This window comes from Comamonas testosteroni, from assembly GCF_014076415.1.
GTDB lineage: Bacteria > Pseudomonadota > Gammaproteobacteria > Burkholderiales > Burkholderiaceae_C > Comamonas > Comamonas testosteroni_F.
The window spans coordinates 2,249,993-2,270,660 of the sequence record NZ_CP043568.1; the positions used below are offsets into that span (position 1 = coordinate 2,249,993).

19 protein-coding genes are annotated in these 20,668 nt (G+C 62.3%); 11 read left to right on the top strand and 8 right to left on the bottom strand.

Features of this window, described 5'->3' with window-relative positions:
* The first annotated feature begins 79 nt into the window (after positions 1-79).
* Together F0P97_RS10280 and F0P97_RS10285 are read left to right on the top strand one after the other, a co-directional pair.
* On the top strand, positions 80-2,602 hold the full coding sequence (locus F0P97_RS10280) for an arginine/lysine/ornithine decarboxylase (protein ID WP_182286628.1): 2,523 nt from the start codon (positions 80-82) through the stop codon (positions 2,600-2,602).
* Positions 2,603-2,690: 88 nt separating this feature from the next.
* Complete coding sequence (locus F0P97_RS10285; RefSeq protein WP_182286629.1) at positions 2,691-3,134, top strand: VanZ family protein; 444 nt, start codon at positions 2,691-2,693, stop codon at positions 3,132-3,134.
* A 91-nt stretch (positions 3,135-3,225) separates the two neighbouring features.
* Here F0P97_RS10285 and F0P97_RS10290 read toward each other — a convergent pair whose 3' ends face one another.
* From F0P97_RS10290 to F0P97_RS10300, 3 genes are all read right to left on the bottom strand, one after another.
* A complete protein-coding gene (locus tag F0P97_RS10290) occupies positions 3,226-4,188 on the bottom strand; it encodes a Bug family tripartite tricarboxylate transporter substrate binding protein (RefSeq protein ID WP_232538251.1) in 963 nt (320 codons plus the stop codon).
* Positions 4,189-4,345: 157 nt separating this feature from the next.
* The gene (locus tag F0P97_RS10295; RefSeq protein WP_371878529.1) at positions 4,346-5,563 is read right to left on the bottom strand and encodes a CaiB/BaiF CoA transferase family protein; all 1,218 of its coding nucleotides are present in this window, start codon (positions 5,561-5,563) and stop codon (positions 4,346-4,348) included.
* 47 nt (positions 5,564-5,610) lie between these two features.
* The gene (locus F0P97_RS10300; RefSeq protein ID WP_182286632.1) at positions 5,611-6,546 is read right to left on the bottom strand and encodes a hydroxymethylglutaryl-CoA lyase; all 936 of its coding nucleotides are present in this window, start codon (positions 6,544-6,546) and stop codon (positions 5,611-5,613) included.
* Between the two features lie 142 nt (positions 6,547-6,688).
* Between F0P97_RS10300 and F0P97_RS10305 the strand changes: the two genes are divergently transcribed.
* On the top strand, positions 6,689-7,417 hold the full coding sequence (locus F0P97_RS10305) for an IclR family transcriptional regulator (protein ID WP_182286633.1): 729 nt from the start codon (positions 6,689-6,691) through the stop codon (positions 7,415-7,417).
* Between the two features lie 61 nt (positions 7,418-7,478).
* Here F0P97_RS10305 and F0P97_RS10310 read toward each other — a convergent pair whose 3' ends face one another.
* The 3 genes from F0P97_RS10310 to fabI all read right to left on the bottom strand — a co-directional run bounded on the left by F0P97_RS10310 (position 7,479) and on the right by fabI (position 10,055).
* Positions 7,479-8,384 carry a DNA ligase gene (locus F0P97_RS10310; RefSeq protein WP_182286634.1) on the bottom strand — a complete coding sequence of 302 codons (906 nt, stop codon included), beginning with the start codon at positions 8,382-8,384 and terminating at the stop codon, positions 7,479-7,481.
* A 176-nt stretch (positions 8,385-8,560) separates the two neighbouring features.
* The gene (locus F0P97_RS10315; RefSeq protein ID WP_182286635.1) at positions 8,561-9,082 is read right to left on the bottom strand and encodes a superoxide dismutase family protein; all 522 of its coding nucleotides are present in this window, start codon (positions 9,080-9,082) and stop codon (positions 8,561-8,563) included.
* Between the two features lie 172 nt (positions 9,083-9,254).
* On the bottom strand, positions 9,255-10,055 hold the full coding sequence (gene fabI, locus F0P97_RS10320) for an enoyl-ACP reductase FabI (RefSeq protein ID WP_003063172.1): 801 nt from the start codon (positions 10,053-10,055) through the stop codon (positions 9,255-9,257).
* Positions 10,056-10,175: 120 nt separating this feature from the next.
* Here fabI and F0P97_RS10325 point away from each other — a divergent pair, with 120 nt between their 5' ends.
* The 5 genes from F0P97_RS10325 to F0P97_RS10345 all read left to right on the top strand — a co-directional run bounded on the left by F0P97_RS10325 (position 10,176) and on the right by F0P97_RS10345 (position 16,297).
* Complete coding sequence (locus F0P97_RS10325) at positions 10,176-11,990, top strand: extracellular solute-binding protein (protein WP_182286636.1); 1,815 nt, start codon at positions 10,176-10,178, stop codon at positions 11,988-11,990.
* Between the two features lie 119 nt (positions 11,991-12,109).
* Positions 12,110-13,138 carry a microcin C ABC transporter permease YejB gene (locus F0P97_RS10330; protein ID WP_034351795.1) on the top strand — a complete coding sequence of 343 codons (1,029 nt, stop codon included), beginning with the start codon at positions 12,110-12,112 and terminating at the stop codon, positions 13,136-13,138.
* 69 nt (positions 13,139-13,207) lie between these two features.
* A complete protein-coding gene (locus F0P97_RS10335; RefSeq protein WP_420093900.1) occupies positions 13,208-14,287 on the top strand; it encodes an ABC transporter permease in 1,080 nt (359 codons plus the stop codon).
* Complete coding sequence (locus F0P97_RS10340; RefSeq protein WP_182286638.1) at positions 14,284-15,939, top strand: ABC transporter ATP-binding protein; 1,656 nt, start codon at positions 14,284-14,286, stop codon at positions 15,937-15,939. Before F0P97_RS10335 ends, F0P97_RS10340 begins: the two co-directional genes overlap by 4 nt.
* 196 nt (positions 15,940-16,135) lie before the next feature.
* On the top strand, positions 16,136-16,297 hold the full coding sequence (locus F0P97_RS10345) for a hypothetical protein (protein ID WP_003056362.1): 162 nt from the start codon (positions 16,136-16,138) through the stop codon (positions 16,295-16,297).
* A 100-nt stretch (positions 16,298-16,397) separates the two neighbouring features.
* Here the strand turns inward: F0P97_RS10345 and F0P97_RS10350 are convergent, their stop codons facing one another.
* Both F0P97_RS10350 and F0P97_RS10355 read right to left on the bottom strand, forming a co-directional pair.
* The gene (locus tag F0P97_RS10350; RefSeq protein WP_182286639.1) at positions 16,398-16,730 is read right to left on the bottom strand and encodes a chaperone modulator CbpM; all 333 of its coding nucleotides are present in this window, start codon (positions 16,728-16,730) and stop codon (positions 16,398-16,400) included.
* 11 nt (positions 16,731-16,741) lie between these two features.
* Positions 16,742-17,722: a DnaJ C-terminal domain-containing protein gene (locus F0P97_RS10355; protein WP_182287163.1), complete on the bottom strand. Its 981-nt coding sequence runs from the start codon at positions 17,720-17,722 to the stop codon at positions 16,742-16,744.
* Between the two features lie 230 nt (positions 17,723-17,952).
* Here F0P97_RS10355 and F0P97_RS10360 point away from each other — a divergent pair, with 230 nt between their 5' ends.
* The 3 genes from F0P97_RS10360 (at position 17,953) to nusA (ending at position 20,663) form a co-directional block, all read left to right on the top strand.
* Positions 17,953-18,333: a thioredoxin family protein gene (locus F0P97_RS10360; protein ID WP_182286640.1), complete on the top strand. Its 381-nt coding sequence runs from the start codon at positions 17,953-17,955 to the stop codon at positions 18,331-18,333.
* A 180-nt stretch (positions 18,334-18,513) separates the two neighbouring features.
* Positions 18,514-19,092 carry a ribosome maturation factor RimP gene (gene rimP, locus F0P97_RS10365; protein ID WP_003080490.1) on the top strand — a complete coding sequence of 193 codons (579 nt, stop codon included), beginning with the start codon at positions 18,514-18,516 and terminating at the stop codon, positions 19,090-19,092.
* Positions 19,093-19,175: 83 nt separating this feature from the next.
* Positions 19,176-20,663 (top strand): transcription termination factor NusA, encoded by a 1,488-nt coding sequence (gene nusA / locus F0P97_RS10370; RefSeq protein WP_003080487.1) that lies wholly within the window; start codon positions 19,176-19,178, stop codon positions 20,661-20,663.
* The last annotated feature ends 5 nt before the right edge of the window (positions 20,664-20,668 follow it).

Consider the following 20,668-nt stretch of genomic DNA (forward strand, 5'->3'; position numbering starts at 1 on the left):
TTTCAAAGCCGCAATAAGGATATTCCTTACACTTCGCGGCTGTTTCGTTTTTTAGGCCTGATTGGTACGGAGGCTGTTCATGAAGTTTCGCTTTCCCATCGTCATCATCGACGAGGACTATCGTTCCGAGAACACCTCGGGACTGGGTATCCGCGCCCTGGCTCAAGCCATTGAAGAAGAGGGCTTTGAAGTCCTGGGCGTGACCAGCTATGGCGATCTGTCGCAGTTCGCCCAGCAGCAAAGCCGGGCCAGCGCCTTTATTTTGTCGATCGACGACGAGGAATTCCAGCTCGGCGGCGACAAGGACCCCATCATTCACAGCCTGCGCGACTTCATCGGTGAAGTGCGCCGCAAGAATGAGGAGGTGCCCATCTATATCTACGGCGAGACCAAGACCAGCCGTCACCTGCCCAACGACATTCTGCGTGAGCTGCATGGCTTCATTCACATGTTCGAGGACACGCCCGAGTTCGTGGCCAAGCACATCATCCGCGAAGCCAAGAGCTATCTGGAGAGCGTGCAGCCCCCGTTCTTCAAGGCGCTGCTGGACTACGCCGAAGACGGCTCCTACAGCTGGCACTGCCCCGGTCACTCGGGCGGCGTGGCCTTTTTGAAGAGCCCCGTGGGCCAGATGTATCACCAGTTCTACGGTGAGAACATGCTGCGCGCAGACGTCTGCAATGCCGTGGAGGAGCTGGGCCAGCTGCTGGACCACAACGGCGCCATCGGCGAGTCCGAGCGCAATGCCGCGCGCATCTTCAATGCCGACCACTGCTACTTTGTGACCAATGGCACATCGACCTCCAACAAGATCGTCTGGCACCACACCGTGGCACCTGGCGATGTGGTGGTGGTGGACCGCAACTGCCACAAGTCTATCCTGCACTCCATCATCATGACGGGTGCGATTCCGGTGTTCCTCAAGCCCACGCGCAATCACTTCGGCATCATCGGCCCGATTCCGCAAAGCGAATTCAGCGTGGAGTCCATACAGGCCAAGATCGCCGCCAACCCCCTGCTCAAGGGCGTGGATGCCAAGGCCGTCAAGCCCCGCGTGCTGACGCTGACGCAGTCCACCTACGACGGCGTGCTCTACAACACAGAAACCATCAAGGGCATGCTGGACGGCTATGTGGCCAATCTGCACTTCGATGAAGCCTGGCTGCCCCACGCTGCCTTCCATCCCTTCTATGGCAGCTACCACGCCATGGGCAAGAAGCGCAAGCGCCCGATGCACTCGGTGGTCTATGCCACCCAGTCCATCCACAAGCTGCTGGCCGGCATCAGCCAGGCTTCGCATGTGCTGGTGCAGGACAGCCAGACCGAGAAGCTGGATCACCCGCTGTTCAACGAGGCGTATCTGATGCACACCTCGACCAGCCCCCAGTACAGCATCATCGCCAGCTGCGACGTGGCTGCTGCCATGATGGAGCCGCCCGGCGGCACGGCGCTGGTGGAGGAGTCGATTGTCGAGGCGCTGGACTTCCGCCGTGCCATGCGCAAGGTGGAAGACGAGTTCGGCGACGACGACTGGTGGTTCGAGGTCTGGGGCCCTGAAGCCCTGGCCGAGGAAGGCGTGGGCACGGCCCAGGACTGGATCATCCGCGGTACGGACGCATCGACCAAGACCCGCTCCAAGAAGAACGGCAAGGAGTTCGACAACTGGCACGGCTTTGGCGATCTGGCCGACGGCTTCAACATGCTGGACCCCATCAAGTCCACCATCGTCACGCCCGGCCTGGACCTGGATGGCGACTTTGCCGACACCGGCATTCCCGCGTCCATCGTCACCAAGTACCTGGCCGAGCATGGCGTGGTGGTCGAGAAGACCGGCCTGTATTCCTTCTTCATCATGTTCACCATCGGCATCACCAAGGGCCGCTGGAACACCATGCTGACGGCGCTGCAGCAGTTCAAGGACGACTACGACCGCAACCAGCCGCTGGCGCGCATCCTGCCCGAGTTCTGCCAGCAGCACCGCCGCTACGAGCGCATGGGCCTCAAGGACCTGTGCCAGCACGTGCACGAGCTGTATGCTAAGTACGATATTGCGCGCCTGACGACCGAGATGTATCTGTCGGATCTCAAGCCTGCGATGAAGCCCTCGGATGCCTATGCGCATATCGCGCAGCGCAAGACCGAGCGTGTGGAAATCGACCATCTGGTCGGCCGCACCACCGTGGGCCTGGTCACGCCTTACCCACCCGGAATTCCGCTGCTGATCCCCGGTGAAGTCTTCAACAAGAAGATCGTGGACTACCTGGTGTTTGCGCGTGAATTCGCCAAGGAATGCCCGGGCTTCGAGACCGATATCCACGGCCTGGTGGAGCTGGAAGACGAAAACGGCGAAATCCGCTACTACGCGGACTGCGTGGCCGGGGAAGGCGTCAAGCCTGTGGCAGTGAAAAAGACTGCTGCGGTGAAGAAGCCCGCTGCAAAGAAGACGGCAGCCAAGAAGACGGCTGCGGCGCCCGTAGCCACGACCGTTGCCAAGACGCCTGCCAAAAAGGCGGCAACAAAGCCGGCAACAAAGGCAGCGGCCAAGTCCACCGCAAAGCCGGCAGTGAAGGTCGCGGCCCAAACTGCACGGAAGGCTGCATAAGCCTTGGCTTTTGCAAGGTCGGGGTGACCCCGGCCTTTTGCACATCAGCCCGGAGTGCCTGCACTTCGGGCTTTTTCATATCCCTGCCATGCATCCATTCCTGCAACCGGCTGGCCCCGTGCCTCTGTGGAAGCTGCTGGCGGCAGCCAGCCTGGGCTGGGCCCTGTTCATGCTCTGGGGCTGCCTCAATGAGACAGGCAGCAGCGGTGGGCTGATTCTCAGGCTGTTCCCGTTTCTGCGTGGCTTCGAGCACGCGGACAAGCTGGTGCATGCCGGCCTGCATACGGTGCTGGCGGGTTTGCTCTGCTGCGCGGGGCTGGCGCGTGCGCATGCTACGGGCTTGCGCTGGAGCGCCGGGCAAGCACTGGCCGTGGTGCTGATCTGTGCCGGCTATGGCGGCATGATCGAGTTGCTGCAGGCCGGCTTCTCCACCACGCGGTCAGCCGAGTGGCTTGATGCGCTGGCCAATGCCGCAGGCGCGAGCCTGGCCGTGCTGTTCATTCAGGGGCTGTGCTGCATGAAGCAAAAATAGTAGCTGCTTGCGCTTGACCTGAGTTGCGTACAGGCATGAACCTATTTGAGAAACAGGTGGTTATTGCGCAAGCCGCTCCTGCTTTTGATGACTATTCCAGAGTGATCTTCGCGTCGCGGATCAGCGCGGCCCAGCCTGCCTGCTCCTTTTGCAGATAGGCCTGGGCATCCTGAAGGCTGCCCCCCATGGGTGTGCTGCCTTCGGACTGCAACTGCTTGAGCACTGCAGGGTCCTGCAAACCGGTGTTGACTGCGGCGTTGATCTTCTGCGCCAGCGCTGCAGGCGTGTTCCTGGGAGCCACGATCAATTTCCAGTCCACGGCTTCAAAGCCGGGAAAGCCGGACTCGGCCACGGTGGGTACCTGGGGTAGGATGGCTAGACGCTTGGCCGAAGTCACGGCCAGTGCGCGCAGGCGCTGGCCCTTGATCATGGGGTAGACCGCCTGAGGCGTGCCGAACATATAGTGGGTCTGCTTGCCCAGCAGATCGGTCACGGCCGGCGCGGCGCCCTTGTAAGGCACGTTGAGCACATCGATCTTGGCCTTGAAGGACAGCATTTCCCCTGCCAGATGCCCGACGGTGCCCGTGGAAGCCAGACCTTGCTTGATGGCTCCAGGCTGGGCCTTGGCTGCGGCGATCAGGTCCTGCAGCGATTTCCAGGGCGAATCGGTGGGCACGACCAGCACCACGGGCTGAGAAGCCACCAGCGCCACGGGAAGCAGATCGGTCTTGGCGTTGAACGGCATGCTGGGCAGCAGCGAGGGATTGATGGCCAGATTGGCAGTCTGCCCCATGCCGAAGGTATAGCCGTCGGCCGGTGCCTTGGCGACAGCATCGAGACCGATATTGCCGCCTGCGCCAGGCTTGTTGTCCACCACGATGACCCAGCGATTCGCGGTCGCCATGCGTTCGCTGATCTGGCGCGTCACCGTGTCGGTGCCGCCGCCAGGCGTGAAGGGCACGACCATGCGTATCGACTTGGCAGGCCATTCGCCGGGCTGGGCCGCAGCACTGCCGGCGGCCAGCGTCATGGCCGTCAGCGCGCATGCTGCCATCGCCAGGCGGCGGTTCGGGTGTCGGGAAGAGGGGCTGTACGGCATGGTCTTGTCTCCTGAATGATGGAAATGGGGCGAAAGAATCCCCGCAGGGCGCGCGTGGGCGCCCTGTTCTGGGGTGGGTGAGTCGTGCGGGGCGATGGCCCCGCAGGGCCGCTCAGTCGGGCTGGCCCTGTGCCAGCGCCTGGGCCTGGGCCTGGCTATAGCCCAGCGCCGTCAGAATCTCCAGGCTGTGCTCGCCGAGTCTGGGCGGCGAGAGGCGCACCTGCAGATGCTTGCCGTCCAGGGTCAGCGGCAGCAGCACGGTCTTGCTGTCGCGGCCGTCCGGCAGGGTGATGGGGGCCAGCGCACCGGTGGCGTTGAGGTGAGGGTCCTCGAGCAGATCGTGCGGGCGGGCGATGGGCGCAAACGGCAGGCCCTTTGCCTCGAAGACGCTGGCGATATGCGCGGCGCTGTAGCCGGCCATGGTTTCGCGCAGCAGCGGCATCAGCCAGCTGCGGGCCTGCACTCGATCGTTGTTGCTGCCAAGGCGCGGATCGTCACGCAATTGCTCCAGGCCAAAGGCATCGCAGAACTCGCGCCAGGCGCCGTCGCTGACCACGGCCAGAAAGATCTGCTCGCCGCCCTGGACTTCGAACACGTCGTAGATCGCCCAGGCCGAAATGCGTGCGGGCATGGGGGCTGCGGGCTTGCCAGTCACCGCGTACTGCATCATGTGCTGGGCGATCAGAAACACATTGTTCTCGAACAGTGCGCTTTGCACTTCCTGGCCCTTGCCCGTCTTCTCGCGCTGGGCCAGGGCTGCCATGGCTCCCATGGCGCCGAACATGCCGCCCATGATGTCGTTGACGCTGGTGCCCGCGCGCAGCGGGTCGCCAGGGCGGCCCGTCATATAGGCCAGGCCCCCCATCATCTGCACCACCTCGTCCAGGGCCGTGCGGTGTTCGTAGGGGCCGGGCAGAAAGCCCTTGTGGCTCACATAGATGAGGCGTGGAAACTGCTGCTTGAGGCTTTCATAGTCCAGGCCCAGCTTGGTCATGGTGCCGGGCTTGAAGTTCTCGGTCACCACATCGGCTGTGGCGATCAGCCGCAGCGCGGCCTCCTTGCCCTCGGGGGTCTGCAGATCCAGCGTCAGGCTTTTCTTGTTGCGGTTGAACAGCGGGAAAAAGCCCGAGCCCGAGCCCAGCAGCTTGCGCGTGGCATCGCCGTTGCGGCCGTGACCTACGGGCTCGACCTTGATGACTTCGGCGCCCAGGTCGGCCAGCATCAGGCCGCAGCTGGGGCCCATGACCATATGGGTGAATTCCACCACGCGGATGCCTGCATAGGGCAGGGGAGCAGCGCTGGTGCTGGCGGATTCGGTTGAGGAGTACATATTCATCTCTTGTGGTGCTCGACTCATCGGTATGAGCCGAGGCGTGATCAGTAACGGTGAGGCACAAAGCCCTTGGGCAGGCCTGCAGGTGGCAGCATGCCGTACAGCGCCTCCCCGGGCAGGCCGGCGGCCAGCGTTTCTCGCGCTGCAAGCAATCGCTCAATATCAATGCCGGTGCGCAGCCCCATGGCTTCGAACATGAAGACCAGATCTTCGGTCACCACATTACCCGAGGCGCCGGGAGCATAGGGGCAGCCGCCCAGCCCGGCCTGGGAGGCGTCGAAAGTGCGCACGCCCGCCTCATAGGCGGCCAGGCAGTTGGCCAGGCCCAGGCCTCTGGTGTTGTGCATATGCGCAGCGCCCGCCCTGTCGCCGAGTTCGCTGCGCAGGCGCGTGAACAGGCGCTTGACCTGGGCCGGGTTGGCCATGCCCGTGGTGTCCGACAGGCCCGATTCGTCGGCGCCGGCAGCCACGCAGGCTGCTGCCAGAGCGATCACCTCGTCCTCGGGCACCAGGCCCTGCAAGGTGCAGCCGAAGGCGGTGGAGATGCCGGCCTCGATATGCACGGCAGGGGCCATCTCGTCGCGAAGCCTGGCGATGGCGTGCACTTCCTCCACCATCTGTGCGGGTGTCTTGCGCACATTGGCCATGGAGTGCGCGGGGCTGGCCGATACGGGCAGTGTGATCTTGTGCGCGCCGGCGCGCATGGCGGCTTCGGCTCCCTTGAGATTGGGCACCAGGGCCATGATGGTGACGCCGGGGTGGGTGACGGCGTGGCGCACGACCTCGGCGGCATCGGCCATCTGAGGCAGCAGCTTGGGCGAGACAAAGGAGCCGACTTCGATTTCCTGCACGCCCGCTGCCACCAGGGCATCGATCCAGGCGTATTTATGGGCCGTGCTCATGGTGGCAGAGACCGACTGCAGGCCGTCGCGGGGGCCGACTTCGCTGATCAGGAGATCGAAGCGGTGGGGGAATGACATGGTTGCCTCACTTGGATTTCATGCTTGCATTGCAGCTGACACAATGCTTTAATGGTGTTCTATCTAATAGAACTTAATTCTTTCTATTGAAATATTGCCTTGCGTCCTGATGCCCTGTCAAGATGCGGGGCAGGAGTTTTTCATGCCGCGTAAATCCCTGAATGAATCCGTAGCCGACGAGAATGCCGCGCCTGGCGGTGTGGCAGCCGTGGACCGCGCCCTCAGTGTGCTGGGCGCATTCCAGGATGGCGATGCCGCGCTGAGCCTGGCCGAGCTGGCCGAGCGCACGCGCCTTTACAAGAGCACGGTGCTGCGATTGCTGGCTTCTCTGGAGCATGGCGGCTGGGTTCAGCGCCAGGATGACGGGCGCTATGCGGTGGGCCCGGCCGTGGCCAGGCTGCATGCGGTTTACGAACAGAGCTTCTCGCTGGACAAGCTGGTCATGCCGGTGCTGCGCGCACTGGTGCAGGCCACGGGCGAGAGCGCTGCCTACCATGTGCGCCAGGGGCGCGAACGCCTGTGTCTGTACCGCGTGGATTCGCCGCATCCGGTGCGCGATCATGCGCGCACCGGCGATCTGCTGCCCTTGGACAAAGGCGCGGGCGGGCGCGTGCTGGTTGCTTTTGACCCGGAGCTGGGCGACTGGTTGAAGAAAAATCGCAACCACTATGCGCGTGTACGGGCTGATGGTTACGAAGCCCTGGTGGGCGACAGGCACAGCGAGATCGCCGGCATCTCGGCACCGGTCTTTCGCCGCAACGGGGAGCTGGCGGCCGCCCTGACGCTGACCATGCCAGCGCATCGCTATGACGAACGCTATGTCAAAAACGTGTTGCAGGCCGCGCGCGACCTGGGGGCGCAACTGCCGTAGCCTTGGGCGCCGTTGGCATGAGGCGCATGGTCGGCAGTCGCAGACGGAGATGAAGCCCGAGTCACGGGCCTGCCGGCTCGGGCTGAAAGCCCGGTTCGCTGCGTATGCGCAAAAAGCGGGCAAAGCGCGGCAGGCCGCTTTTTTCGTGCAGGCCCTGGTAGCGGTAGGTGACCCAGCTGCCCAGCGCAGGCGGGCTTTTGCGCATCTGTGCCGTCAGCCCGGAGCCCAGTGAAAACTGCTTGCCGTCCGGGGTCTGCACCAGCAGCGCACCCGTCATGCCCTGCCATTGTCCGCGTCCGCTTTTGTAGCCTATGACCCGGGCTTCGGCATCATCGAAGGGCTTGAGCTTGAGCAGATCGTCGCTGCGGCCCGGGCGATAGGGTGCGCTGCCCTTGTGCAGCATCAAGCCCTCGCCGCCGCCTTTGACGACTGTGTGCATCCATTGCCGCAACTCGGCTTCCGAGCCCAGCTTGCGCTGCTCCACCATCTGCACCCAGTCCTGGGCAATGGCCCCGACGGTGCGCTGCAACAGCGGCAGGCGCTGGTCAAAGCTGCCCGGAGCTGCGGGCAAATCGAACACCATGAATTTCATCTGGCGCCAGGCCCTGTCGTCCGGGATGGCCTGTGCCGTGGTGGACTGGGCATGGGCAAACCGGCCGCGTCCGGCCCAGAGCTCGCCATCCATGGGGGTGGCAGGCCAGTCCCGAACAAACCACTCTGGCGTCGCGATCCGCTGCCCGCCACGGCTGACGAGCTGGTGGCCGTTCCAGTAGCCGCGTACGCCGTCCAGTTTTTCGCTGACCCAATAATCCTGCAGCGGCAGGCCGCTGCGCCAGACCTGGGCCAGCATCAGCGAAGGCGGCTGTGCCGTGGTCTGGGCCCGCACGGCAACAAAGCCCATGCAGAGACAGGCACAGACCAGCCAGAGAATGCATTCCCGCAGGGATCGGTGCCGTGGTTCAGGCATGGCTATCTCCCGGTAAAGAGGCAACTCATGCTAGAGCGCGCAGCCTATGCTGTCGATGCGGGTACGAACCCATGTCAAAGAACATAGCTATCAGCGGCTTATCTATCAAGGATTGTGTTGATTCCAATGAAAAAGCCGCTGCGGCCAGGCAGCGGCTTTGTCCCGGGGCAGGGCCTTCAGTCGCGGCTGATAACGGCGCAGGCGATGCGCGCGCCGGCATTGCCCGTGGGCTGGGTGGTGTAGTCGTCGGGCTGTGCATGGACGATGACCGCCCGGCCTATGACATTGCCGGGGCCGGCCAGCAAGGTGATGTCTGCCGACTGTACGTTGACGGTGGCCACGCCGTTGGAGTCGGCCTTCAGGCTGGGCAGGTCGCCCATATGGTGCTGGGTCGAGTCATATTTGCCATGCGGATTGCCCAGTGGGTTGAAGTGGCCGGCAGCGGCATTGCCGTTGTCGCCGCAGTCGCCCTTGTCGTGGATGTGAAAGCCGTGCTCGGAATTGGGCTTGAGGCCGTGAATCACGGCATTGACCACCACCTGCTGGCCGGTCTTCTGGGTGAATTTCACATCGCCGCTGACCTTGCTGCCCGAAGTGGCCTGCAGCCTGGCGATGGCCTGGGCGGGCTGGGGCTCGGGGGTGCTGCAGGCCGTCAGGGCAGCAGCGGATGCGGTCAGGATGAGAAAACGATATGGCATGTAAGCTCCTCTTGAATATTCGTCAGAACCATAGAGAAAACACTGTGAACCATAGCGTCAGTGCTTTGCCGCGCTTGTAGGGCAAGGGCCAAGATGTCGGCAGCGGTCTCAAAAAACAAAGCCCCGCAGGCTGCTGAGGCCTGCGGGGCTGGTGTCGTCAAAAGCCTGGGGCTCAGACCTGATCGGCAGACAGGCCTGCAGTCTGGCTGAAGCCGCCGTCCACATAGGTGATCTCGGCGGTCACGCCGGAGGCCAGGTCGGACAGCAGGAAGGCCGCGACATTGCCCACGTCTTCAATGGTCACATTGCGGCGCAGAGGAGCGGCATCGGCCACGCGGCCCAGCAGCTTGCCGAAGTCCTTGATGCCGGAGGCGGCCAGGGTCTTGATGGGGCCGGCGGAGATGCCGTTGGCACGGATGGCGCGGCCGTCGGCAGTGCGGCCCACGGCTTCTGCCAGGTAGCGCACGGATGCTTCCAGCGATGCCTTGGCCAGGCCCATGGTGTTGTAGTTGGGGATGGAGCGCAGAGCCCCCAGATAGGACAGCGTCAGCAGCGAGGACTTGTCGTTCAGGTAAGGCAGGGCAGCCTTGGCCATGGCTGGGAAGCTGTAGGCGCTGATATCGTGGGCGATCTTGAAGTTCTCGCGGCTCAGACCGTCGAGGAAGTTGCCGGCAATGGCTTCACGGGGGGCAAAACCGATGGAGTGCACAAAGCCGTCGAACTTGCCCCAGGTGGCACCCAGGTCGGCGAACAGCTTTTCAATCTGGGCGTCGTCGCCCACGTCGCAGTCGAACACCAGCTTGGAGTCGAAGTCGGCAGCAAATTCGGTAATGCGGTCCTTGAAGCGTTCACCCACATAGCTGAAAGCCAGTTCTGCGCCTTGCTCGTGGCAGGCCTTGGCAATGCCGTAGGCAATGGAACGGTTGGACAGGACGCCCGTGATCAGCAGCTTTTTACCGGCGAGAAAACCCATTGTTGTTCTCCAAAGAAAATTGAAAGAGACGATGGCTGCATCTGTGGCAGACGCGCCATCTTTGAAAACGTATCTGTTCGAACTGGGTGCGAACCAGTCGGGGTAGGGCAGAATTGTCGCATGCGCCATTGGATGATTTGCTCAGCCCTGATTGTCAGCAGCCAAGTTGCCACGCCTGCCCTGGCAGCACATGGCTATGCGCTCTGGGGGCAGCCCAGGTACGCGGTCGACTTCAAGCACTTTGACTATGTGAACCCTCAAGCGCCCAAGGGCGGCGAGTTGCGCATGGTCAGCAATCTGCGCTATTCGACCTTCGACAAGTACAACCCCTTCACCATCAAGGGCTCGCCGCCTGCCTATCTGGCGGACATGCTGTTCGAGACCCTGCTGACCCCCAGTCTCGACGAGACGGCTACGGGCTACGGCCTGCTGGCCGAGGATGTGGATGTGGCGGCCGACGGCCTGTCCGCGACATTCAAATTGCGCAAGCAGGCGCGCTTTCACAACGGAAAGCCGGTACTGGCTCAGGATGTGAAGCACAGCTACGAGACGCTGCTGAGCAAATATGTCTCGCCTGGCTACAAGACGCTGTTTGCCGAGGTGGCTGCCTGTGATGTGCTCGACGAGCGCACGGTGCGTTTTCGCTTCAAAAAGCCCAACCGTGATCTGCCGCTGACCGTGGGCGCTCTGTTGCCGGTGTTCAGCCGTGACTGGGGGCTGGGCGCGGATGGCAAGCCCAAGGCCTTCGATCAGGTGGTGATGGACACGCCTATCGGCAGCGGGCCCTACAAGATAGGGCCGGTCAAGTTTGGCAAGGACATCAGCTATGTTCGCGATCCTCAATATTGGGGGGCAGCCTTGCCGGTGCGTGTCGGCCTGGCCAATTTTGACCGAATCACCATCAAGATCTACAAGGACAACACGGCGCGGCTGGAGGCACTCAAGGCCGGCGAGTTCGATCTCATGCGCATCAACAGCGCGGGCGACTGGGCCAGGCGTCTGACGGGGCGGCGCTTCGCCTCGGGCGAACTGGTCAAGGGCGCGTTCGAGAACAAGCTGCCCTCGGGCTTTCAGAGTTTTTTCCTGAATACGCGGCGTGAGCTGCTCAAGGATGTGCGTGTGCGCGAGGCCTTGGGCCTGGCTTATGACTTTGAGTGGATGAGCCGTCAGATGTTCTATGGCGCATATCAGCGCGTGCATGGATTGTTTGGCAATACCGCTTGCGAAACCACGGGCGATCCCAGCGATGCCGAGCTGGCCCTGCTCAAGCCCTACGAGAGCAGTCTGCCGCCAGGCACGCTGGGGCAGATGGCCCAGCCGCCACGCACCGATGGGCCTGATGGCCTGCGCGGCAATCTGCGGCGTGCGCAGAAGCTGCTGGCCGATGCCGGCTGGACGGTCAGGGATGGCGCCTTGCGCAATGCCGGGGGCGAGCCCATGGTGCTGGAATATCTGGACAGCAGCGAGAGTGGTGTCAAGATCGTCAGCAGCTGGATGCGCAATCTGGAGAAGCTGGGCATCACGCTCAAGGTGCGCAATGTGGACTACGCGCTCTATCAGCAGCGCATGGACAAATACGACTTCGACATCGTGACGCTGAACGTGCCCGGTACGCACAACCCGGGTCAGGAATATGCCGAGCTGTTCGGCAGCGCCGCCGCCGATGTGGAGGGAGCCTCGAACTATGTCGGCCTCAAGAGCAAGGTGGTGGATGCCATCATCGCCCAGATGGCTGCGGCCAAGTCCGAGCAGCAGATGCTGCCCGCCTGCCATGCGCTGGAGCGCATCATCGTGCACGGCCATTACCTGATTCCCCAGTATTACTCGGGCACGCACCGCATGGTCTATGACGCCTGGAGGCTGGCGCTGCCGGGGCAGATTCCGGCCTATTCGCCGGGCGAGCTATGGGCGGTCTATGCCTGGTGGGCCAAGTGAAGTCGCCCCCACGCTCCACCGTTGCACGGGTCGCTGCCCCCCAAGGGGGCTGGCCTTGCTTGGGGCGGCCCGGCGCTGCGGCCATCGCCACCACAGCTGAAAACAAGGGTTGATCGAAGATGTTTGCCTATATTCTCAAACGCATTTTGCTGATGATCCCCACGCTGCTGGGCGTGCTGCTGCTGACCTTTGTGGTCATCCAGTTCGTGCCCGGCGGCCCGGTGGAGCAGTATCTGGCCGAGGCCAAGGCCGGTGCCGGACATGGAGCCGAAGGCGCTTCCATGAGCTATCGCGGCGGCCAGGGCGTGGATCCCAAACGCCTGGAGGAGATCAAGGCGCTGTACGGCTTTGACAAGCCGCCGGTTGAACGATTCGTGCAGATGCTGGGCCAGTTCGCACGCTTCGATCTGGGCACCAGCTTTTTTCAGAACAAAAGCGTCTGGGCGCTGGTCAAGGAAAAACTGCCGGTCTCCATCAGCCTGGGGCTGTGGACGTTTTTCATCAGCTATCTGGTGGCCGTGCCACTGGGCGTGGCCAAGGCCGTTCGGGCCGGCTCGCGCTTCGACCTGGCGACCACCATTGTGATTCTCATCGGCTATGCCATCCCGGGCTTTGTGCTGGGCGTGGCGCTGCTGGTCGTCTTTGGCGGGCAACTGCAGTGGTTTCCGCTGCGCGGGCTGACTTCGGCCAATTTCGACGAACTCAGCACCATGGGCAAGGTGGCGGACTATCTCTGGCATATCGCGCTGCCTGTGACGGCCATGGTGGCCGGCAGCTTTGCCGTGACAGCCATGCTGACCAAGAACTCGTTTCTCGAGGAGATCCGCAAGCAATATGTGCTGACGGCCCGTGCCAAGGGGCTGTCCGAGCGCCAGGTGCTCTACAAGCATGTGTTTCGCAATGCGCTGATTCCCATCGTCACGGGCTTTCCCTCGGCTTTCATCGGCGCCTTCTTTGCCGGCGCGCTGCTGATCGAGACCCTGTTCTCGCTCGACGGTCTGGGTCTGCTCAGCTATGAAAGTGTGATCCGGCGCGACTTTCCCGTGGTGCTGGGCACGCTGTATCTGTTCACGCTGATCGGTCTGGTGACCAAGCTCATCAGCGATCTTTGCTATGTCTGGGTAGACCCCCGGGTCAAGTTTGACTGATTTATGCAAGATAAGCCTCAAACCAATGCCCTGCAAGCGCAAGCAGCTATGAATTCAGGAGTTGATGCCATGCAGACTGTGTCTGCTGCCCAATCCGAGTCCCCGGGGCGCCGGGCCTGGAGGCGTTTCAGATCCAACCGGCTGGGCTTTGTCAGCCTGCTGATCTTCACGGTGCTGGTGCTGCTCAGCCTGTTTGCAGAGCTGCTGTCCAACGACAAGCCGCTCATCGTGCGCTACGAGGGGCAGACCTATTTGCCGCTGCTGCACGATTACCCGGAAACCACGTTTGGCGGCGACTTCCATACGCCTACCGATTACCTTGATCCCTTCATCCGGCAAAGGCTCGGCGAGGGCGACAACTGGGCGATCTTCCCCCTCAACCGCTATGGCAAGTCCACCATCAACTACTTTGCCAAGTCACCCAACCCTTCTGCGCCGTCGACCGACAACTGGCTGGGCACCGACGACCGGGGGCGCGATCTGCTGGCCCAGCTCATCTACGGTTTTCGCGTCAGCGTGCTGTTCGGTCTGGCGCTGACGGCCGTGGGCGTGCTGCTGGGCGTGCTGGCGGGGGCGATACAGGGCTTTTTTGGCGGCAAGACGGATCTGGCCTTTCAGCGCCTGACGGAAATCTGGGGCTCCATGCCCGAGCTCTACCTGCTCATCATCTTCAGCGCGCTGTTTGCTCCCAGTGTCTCGCTGCTGCTGATTCTGCTGAGCCTGTTCGGCTGGATGGGGCTGGCCGACTATGTGCGCGCCGAGTTCCTGCGCAATCGCCAGCTCGACTATGTGAAATCCGCCCAGGCCCTGGGTGCCAGCAATCGCTCCATCATCTTTCGCCACATCCTGCCCAACAGCATGACGCCGGTGATCACCTTTCTGCCGTTTCGCATGAGCGGGGCCATCCTGGCACTGACCTCGCTCGATTTCCTGGGCCTGGGCGTTCCCCCGGGCACGCCCAGCCTGGGCGAGCTGCTGAGCCAGGGCAAGAACAATATCGATGCCTGGTGGATTTCCCTGTCCACCTTTGGCGTGCTGGTCGTCACGCTGCTGCTGCTGACCTTCATGGGGGACGCCCTGCGCGATGCGCTGGACCCGCGCAAGCAGGCGCGCACGCATGCAGCAAAGCGCGCGGGAGGCAAGCCATGAGCCAGGAGAAATACGGGATGGAGAGCCGCAGCCGGCTGCTGAGCGTACACGATCTGAGCGTGTCTTTTGCGGGCAAGCCCGTGGTGCAGGGCGTGAGCTTCGAGCTTGCAGCTGGTGAAAAGCTGGCGCTGGTGGGGGAGTCCGGCTCGGGCAAGTCGGTCACTGCGCTGTCGCTGCTGCGCTTGGTGGGAGACGCCCAACTGGGTGGCCGAGCCCTGCTGGACGGGCGCGATCTGCTGCAGCTTTCGGAGCGCGAGATGCAGGGCATACGCGGCGGCGATATCGCCATGATCTTCCAGGAGCCGATGACGGCGCTGAACCCGCTGATGACCGTCGGCGCGCAGGTGGCAGAGGTGCTGCAGCTCAAGCAGGCACTGAGCCGTGCCCAGGCCCAGACGCAGGCGGTGGAGCTGCTGGCCACCACCGGCATCCCCGAACCGGGGCGCAGGGCGCAGAGCTTTCCGCACCAGCTCAGCGGTGGCCAGCGTCAGCGCGCCATGATTGCCATGGCTCTGGCCAGCCGTCCCCGGTTGCTGCTGGCCGACGAGCCGACAACGGCGCTGGATGTGACGCTGCGTGGCCAGATCCTGGATTTGCTGGCCGATCTGCAGCGGCAGACCGGCATGGCCGTGCTGATGATCACGCATGACCTGAACCTGGTGCGCCGCTTCGCCGACCGTGTGGCGGTCATGGAAAAAGGCCGCCTTGTGGAGCAGGGCGCTGTGGCCGAGCTGATGCGAAACCCGCAGCACGCCTATACCCGCAAGCTGCTGGCCAGCAGGCCGGTGCGCAATGTGGCCGATGGGCCCGTGCCGGCCGGTGAGGCTGCCGTGGTGCAGACCCAGGCCTTGCAGGTGAGCTATGCCACGCCCTTGCCCGGCATTCGTGGCTGGTTCAAAAAGGGGGCGTTCGTTGCGGTCAAGGGCGCGGATATGCTGCTGCGGCCCGGTCGTACCCTGGGTGTGATCGGCGAATCGGGTTCCGGTAAATCCACGCTGGCCCAAGCCGTGCTGGGGCTGTTGCCTGCGGCCGGGGAGCTGCAGGTGGCCGGCAGGCAATGGCAGCAGCCGGCAATCCGCAACAGCGCCGCCAATCTGGCGCTGCGGCGCAAGATCCAGGTGGTGTTTCAGGATCCGTTCTCCTCGCTCTCTCCGCGCATGACGGTGGAGGAGATCGTTGGCGAAGGCCTGCAGATCCATGCCCCTGAGCTCGCTGCCGCGCTGCGGCGCGAGCGCGTACTCAAGATGCTCGAAGAGGTGGGCTTGACCGAGGCCCAGTTTCCCGGCCTGCTGCAGCGCTATCCGCATGAATTCTCGGGCGGGCAGCGGCAGCGCCTGGCGATTTCGCGCGCGCTCATCATGGAGCCCGAGGTCCTGGTGCTGGATGAGCCCACGAGTGCACTCGACGTCACCATTCAGCAGCAGGTGCTGGCCCTGCTGCAGCGGCTGCAGAAGGAGCGTGGCCTGGCCTATCTGCTCATCACCCATGATGTGGATGTGATTCGCGCCATGGCCCATGAGGTGCTGGTCATGAAGGATGGGCAGATCGTTGAGCAGGGCGGCGTGCAGGCGGTGCTGACGGCGCCGCGGCAGGCCTATACGCGCCAGCTGGTCGAGGCCGCCGGGGTCGTTGCCGAGTCGCCGGCGGTCTGAATTGATAGCGAGCAGCGCTTTCCCTTCAACGGCTTGAGGCTTTGAATGCCCGCAATTGCTGTCGATTCGCTGATGCGCGAGGCGGGCATTCGCTGAAAAACACTGAATCCGCACTCGAAAGTTCGTATTTATTTGGCGCGAATTCTCTGGCTGTGGCCTAATTGATCCTTTTCAACCTCCCAATTGAGAATTCGACATGGGCAATAAGATCGTTACCGAAGCAGACCGCAAGGCCACTCCCCGTCCCCAGGCACCCAATGGCGTGACCCTGCCCACTCCCGGCCGTGGCCAGCGCGTGAGCCTGGAGCGTGGTTCGCACACTCGCAGCAAGAAGCAGCCCGGCAAGCGCCACGGCTAATTCCTGCAGCAGGCTGCGCCCCGGTGCGGCCCGCAAAAAAGCCCTCGTCACTTCGGTGCGAGGGCTTTTTGCTTTTCACGGCTTCAGAGCGTTGGTTTGCTTATCCCTGCAGATTTTTCAGCTTGCGGCGCAGCTGCTGCACTTCCTCGATGAGGTCGGTGGTCAGGGCGGCGAGCTGGGGGTCGGCGTCGAAGCTGTGTTCCAGCTGGGCAATGCGGCGCGCACGCACCAGCGTCTGGCTGCTGAAGCGCCATTGCTCATGGCTGATCTCGCGGATCTGGCCGGCGTTGTCGTAGCTGATGACGCCTGTCTGCACATGCTCGATGACCCATTGCGGGCTGGTGCAGCAATGGCGGGCCAGCTCGTGCAGATCGAGAGCGGCCTGCTCCAGCAGCTCGGCAGGTTCGTAGAAAGGGTAGTGGGAGGTGCTCATGGGAAAACCTTTCAACTCAGGCTGCGGGCATCGAACTGCGGGAAGGCCTTGGCAAAGTCGGCATAAGCCTGCTTTTGCGCGGGTGTCGCGGCGGGCGGGAAGACCACATCCAGCACCAGATACAGATCACCCGGCGTGGCGGCGGGCAGGCCCTTGCCCTTGAGGCGCAGCTTGCGACCCGAGCGATAGCCGGCGGGCACGGTGACTTCCAGTTCCCCGGCCAGCGTCTTGAAGGGGACGGGGCCGCCCAGCTCGGCCTCCCAGGGTGCGAGTGGCACTCGCTGGTACACATCCTTGCCCTCGGACCACCAGCGTGGGTCGCTGCGAAAGTGCACTTCCAGCAGCAAATCTCCTGGGGCACCCTTGCCCAGGCCTGGGTTGCCCTGACCGGCAAGGCGAATCATCTGGCCCTCGCGCACGCCCTTGGGAATGGTGACCTGCAGCTCCTTGTTCTTATGGGTGGGGATGCCCTGGTCATCGAGCGCGGTGCTGCGCAGATGCAGCGAGCGCACGGCTCCGCTGTAGCTGTCCTGCAGATCCAGCTCTATGCGGGCATGCTGGTCCTGGCCGCGCATATCGGGCGTGCTGCGTGCGCTTTGCTGGCCTTGATGGCGTCGTGCACGCGCGGCCTGGCCGAACATCTGCGAGAAGAACTCGCTGAAATCGGCGTCGCTGCCGGCATCGCCATGACTGCTGAAGTGAAAATCCTGCTGATCCCAGTCGGGTGGCGGGCGAAAGCCTCCGCTGCCCTGGGCTCTGGCATTTTGCGCAAACTGCATCTCGTCGCCCATGGCGTCATAGGCCGCGCGTTTTTCGGGGTCGGAGAGTACGGTGTTGGCCTCGTTGACTTCGGCCATGCGGGCGTCCGCATCTTTTTCCTTGCTGATGTCGGGGTGGTATTTGCGGGCGAGTTTGCGATAGGCCTTCTTGATGTCCTCGGTAGAGGCCTTCTTGTCCACGCCAAGTATCTTGTAATAGTCCTTGTAATCCATGGAGTCACCAATCTTCTTGTCAAAAGATGGGCGCAAGACTGTTGCCTTGGCTGCCGCCATTGCTGCGCCCGCATTCAGGAAAATAATAGGGATAGAGTGCGGCAGCTTCAAGGGTCTCAATGCGCGCTGGTAGGGTGATGAACGGGGTTTGAGTCCTTGGGGGCATCTGGCGCTACCATTGCCGGGATCAATGCAAGGGCGTGTGCGAAGGCCTGCCCAGAGTTTGTGAAATGAAACAAGAAATTACAAAAGCAGACGCATGGCTGGTTGTCTGCCTCTGTGCTGACTGGTGCGGTACCTGTAAACAGTACCGGCAGCCCTTCGAGGCTCTTGCTGCCCAGTTTCCGCAGATGCGTTTTGTCTGGCTCGATGTGGAAGACCGTGAGGATGTCGCTGGCGATCTGGACATAGAAACCTTCCCGTCCATCTTGGTGGCGCAGGGCGAGCAGGCCAGATTCCTCGGGCCTGTGCTTCCGCAGTCGGGGGTGCTGGCGCGGATGCTGCAATCCCTGCCCGTAGATGCAGCGGCGAGGCCAGCCGATGTGCAGGAGGCCCAGGATTTGCTGCAGCGATTGTTGCGCGCCGATGACCTGGAGGAAGTCTTGCGTTGATCGCTGTTTTATGCGAGACACTTTTTGCGAAAACAATGGTTTGCGGCTACAATCACGGCTTCACGACCAAACGGGCGGGTACATACCGCCCGTTTTTTTTGGGCAATTCATGGCGAAACCTGTTTCTTGCAGAGCTAAGTCCATGATTTGACAGATTTTTCGGGATTGAACTGAATACACGTGGCACTACAGCAAATCGTTGAACAAACCGTGACAGGTCTGGGCTATGACCTGGTTGAAATCGAGCGCTCGGCCGGCGGCCTGCTGCGCATCACGATTGATTTGCCTTGGCAGGCGCCGGAGGAAGGTGCGCCTGAGCTGCCCGAGCAGTTCGTGACAGTGGAAGACTGCGAAAAGGTCACGCGCCAGCTTCAGTTTGCGCTGGAAGTCGATGGTGCGGACTATGCCCGCCTGGAGGTCTCTTCTCCAGGCATCGATCGTTTGCTGCGCCATGAGCAGGACTTCATCCGCTTTGAAGGCTCGGAGGTGGATCTGACGCTCAAGGCTCCCATCGGGGCTGCCGGTGGCGACAAGATCAATGCAAACCGCAAGAAATTTCGTGGCACGCTGGAACGGACTGAAGAAGGTGGCTGGCAGATCGTCTGGAGCGATGAGCCGCCTCCCAAGCCGGGCGTGCGCGTCAGCAAGAAGCGTGAGCCAGCGCCATTGAACGCGATGGGCTTTACGCTTGACGAGTTGCGCGAAGCTCGTCTGGCACCGATTGTGAATTTCAAAGGACGCGCAGCCAAGCCCGAATGAGGCAGCTGAAGCGTTGGAATCTTTTGGGGCAAAGAGGTCGCATGCAAATCCTCTTTGTGTGATTGAAATAGGAGAGTCGTCGCATGAATCGCGAACTGTTGATGTTGGTTGAAGCCATTTCGCGTGAAAAGAACGTGGAACGCGATGTGGTTTTTGGTGCCGTGGAATCTGCACTGGCACAGGCCACCAAGAAGCTGTACCAAGGTGAAGTAGACATCCGCGTGTCCATCGATCGCGAAAGCGGCGACTACGACACCTTCCGCCGCTGGGTGGTGGTGTCTGACGATGCCGGTCTGCAGAACCCCGACGCCGAAGAAATGCTGATGGATGCGGAAGACCGCGTGCCCGGCATTCAAATTGGTGAGTTCATTGAAGAGCAGATCGAGTCGCTGCCCATCGGTCGTATCGGTGCCATGGCTGCCAAGCAGGTCATCCTGCAGAAGATTCGCGACGCCGAGCGCGAAATGCTGCTCAACGAATTCCTGGCCCGTGGCGAGAAGATCTTCACCGGTACCGTCAAGCGCATGGACAAGGGCGACATCATTGTCGAATCCGGCCGTGTGGAAGGCCGACTCAAGCGCGGCGAGATGATCCCCAAGGAAAATCTGCGCAATGGCGACCGCGTGCGTGCCATGATCATGGAAGTCGATGCCACCTTGCGCGGCGCTCCCATCCTGCTGTCGCGCTCGGCTCCCGAATTCATGGTGGAATTGTTCCGCAATGAAGTGCCCGAGATCGAGCAAGGCCTGCTGGAGATCAAGAGCTGCGCACGTGACGCCGGCTCTCGTGCCAAGATCGCCGTACTGAGCCACGACAAGCGCGTGGATCCTATCGGCACCTGCGTCGGCGTGCGTGGTACCCGTGTGAACGCCGTGACCAACGAACTGGCCGGCGAGCGTGTGGATATCGTGCTGTGGTCCGAAGACCCCGCCCAGTTCGTGATCGGTGCTCTGGCTCCTGCCAATGTCTCTTCCATTGTCGTGGACGAGGAAAAGCACGCCATGGACGTGGTGGTGGACGAGGAAAATCTGGCCATCGCCATCGGTCGCGGCGGTCAGAACGTACGTCTTGCCTCCGAGCTGACAGGCTGGAAGATCAATATCATGGACGCTGCCGAGTCTGCTCAGAAGCAGGCCGACGAGTCGGCTGTCTCGCGCAAGCTGTTCATGGAAAAGCTGGATGTGGACGAGGAAATCGCCAACATCCTGATCGAAGAAGGTTTCGAGACCCTGGAAGAAGTGGCCTATGTGCCGCTGCAGGAAATGCTCGAAATCGAATCCTTCGACGAAGAGACGGTGAACGAGCTGCGTAGCCGCGCCAAGGATGCACTGCTGAGTCAGGAAATTGCTCGCGAAGAAAATGTGAGCAAGGCATCCGAGGATCTGGTGTCTCTGGACGGCATGAGTGCCGAACTGCTGGACAAGCTGGCGCAAGCTGATGTGCACACCCGTGACGATCTGGCCGACCTGGCGATCGACGAGCTGACCGAAATCACCGGTCAGACCGCCGAAGAAGCCAAGGCCTTGATCATGAAGGCGCGTGAGCACTGGTTTACCGATGGGCAAGAGTAAGGTCA

Coding starts and splice junctions, on each gene's coding strand:
- F0P97_RS10280 (WP_182286628.1), top strand. CDS start 80: ATGAAGTTTCGCTTTCCCATCGTCATCATCGACGAGGACTATCGTTCC.
- F0P97_RS10285 (WP_182286629.1), top strand. CDS start 2,691: ATGCATCCATTCCTGCAACCGGCTGGCCCCGTGCCTCTGTGGAAGCTG.
- F0P97_RS10290 (WP_232538251.1), bottom strand. CDS start 4,188: ATGGCAGCATGCGCGCTGACGGCCATGACGCTGGCCGCCGGCAGTGCT.
- F0P97_RS10295 (WP_371878529.1), bottom strand. CDS start 5,563: ATGTACTCCTCAACCGAATCCGCCAGCACCAGCGCTGCTCCCCTGCCC.
- F0P97_RS10300 (WP_182286632.1), bottom strand. CDS start 6,546: ATGTCATTCCCCCACCGCTTCGATCTCCTGATCAGCGAAGTCGGCCCC.
- F0P97_RS10305 (WP_182286633.1), top strand. CDS start 6,689: ATGCCGCGTAAATCCCTGAATGAATCCGTAGCCGACGAGAATGCCGCG.
- F0P97_RS10310 (WP_182286634.1), bottom strand. CDS start 8,384: ATGCCTGAACCACGGCACCGATCCCTGCGGGAATGCATTCTCTGGCTG.
- F0P97_RS10315 (WP_182286635.1), bottom strand. CDS start 9,082: ATGCCATATCGTTTTCTCATCCTGACCGCATCCGCTGCTGCCCTGACG.
- fabI (WP_003063172.1), bottom strand. CDS start 10,055: ATGGGTTTTCTCGCCGGTAAAAAGCTGCTGATCACGGGCGTCCTGTCC.
- F0P97_RS10325 (WP_182286636.1), top strand. CDS start 10,176: ATGCGCCATTGGATGATTTGCTCAGCCCTGATTGTCAGCAGCCAAGTT.
- F0P97_RS10330 (WP_034351795.1), top strand. CDS start 12,110: ATGTTTGCCTATATTCTCAAACGCATTTTGCTGATGATCCCCACGCTG.
- F0P97_RS10335 (WP_420093900.1), top strand. CDS start 13,208: ATGCAGACTGTGTCTGCTGCCCAATCCGAGTCCCCGGGGCGCCGGGCC.
- F0P97_RS10340 (WP_182286638.1), top strand. CDS start 14,284: ATGAGCCAGGAGAAATACGGGATGGAGAGCCGCAGCCGGCTGCTGAGC.
- F0P97_RS10345 (WP_003056362.1), top strand. CDS start 16,136: ATGGGCAATAAGATCGTTACCGAAGCAGACCGCAAGGCCACTCCCCGT.
- F0P97_RS10350 (WP_182286639.1), bottom strand. CDS start 16,730: ATGAGCACCTCCCACTACCCTTTCTACGAACCTGCCGAGCTGCTGGAG.
- F0P97_RS10355 (WP_182287163.1), bottom strand. CDS start 17,722: ATGGATTACAAGGACTATTACAAGATACTTGGCGTGGACAAGAAGGCC.
- F0P97_RS10360 (WP_182286640.1), top strand. CDS start 17,953: ATGAAACAAGAAATTACAAAAGCAGACGCATGGCTGGTTGTCTGCCTC.
- nusA (WP_003080487.1), top strand. CDS start 19,176: ATGAATCGCGAACTGTTGATGTTGGTTGAAGCCATTTCGCGTGAAAAG.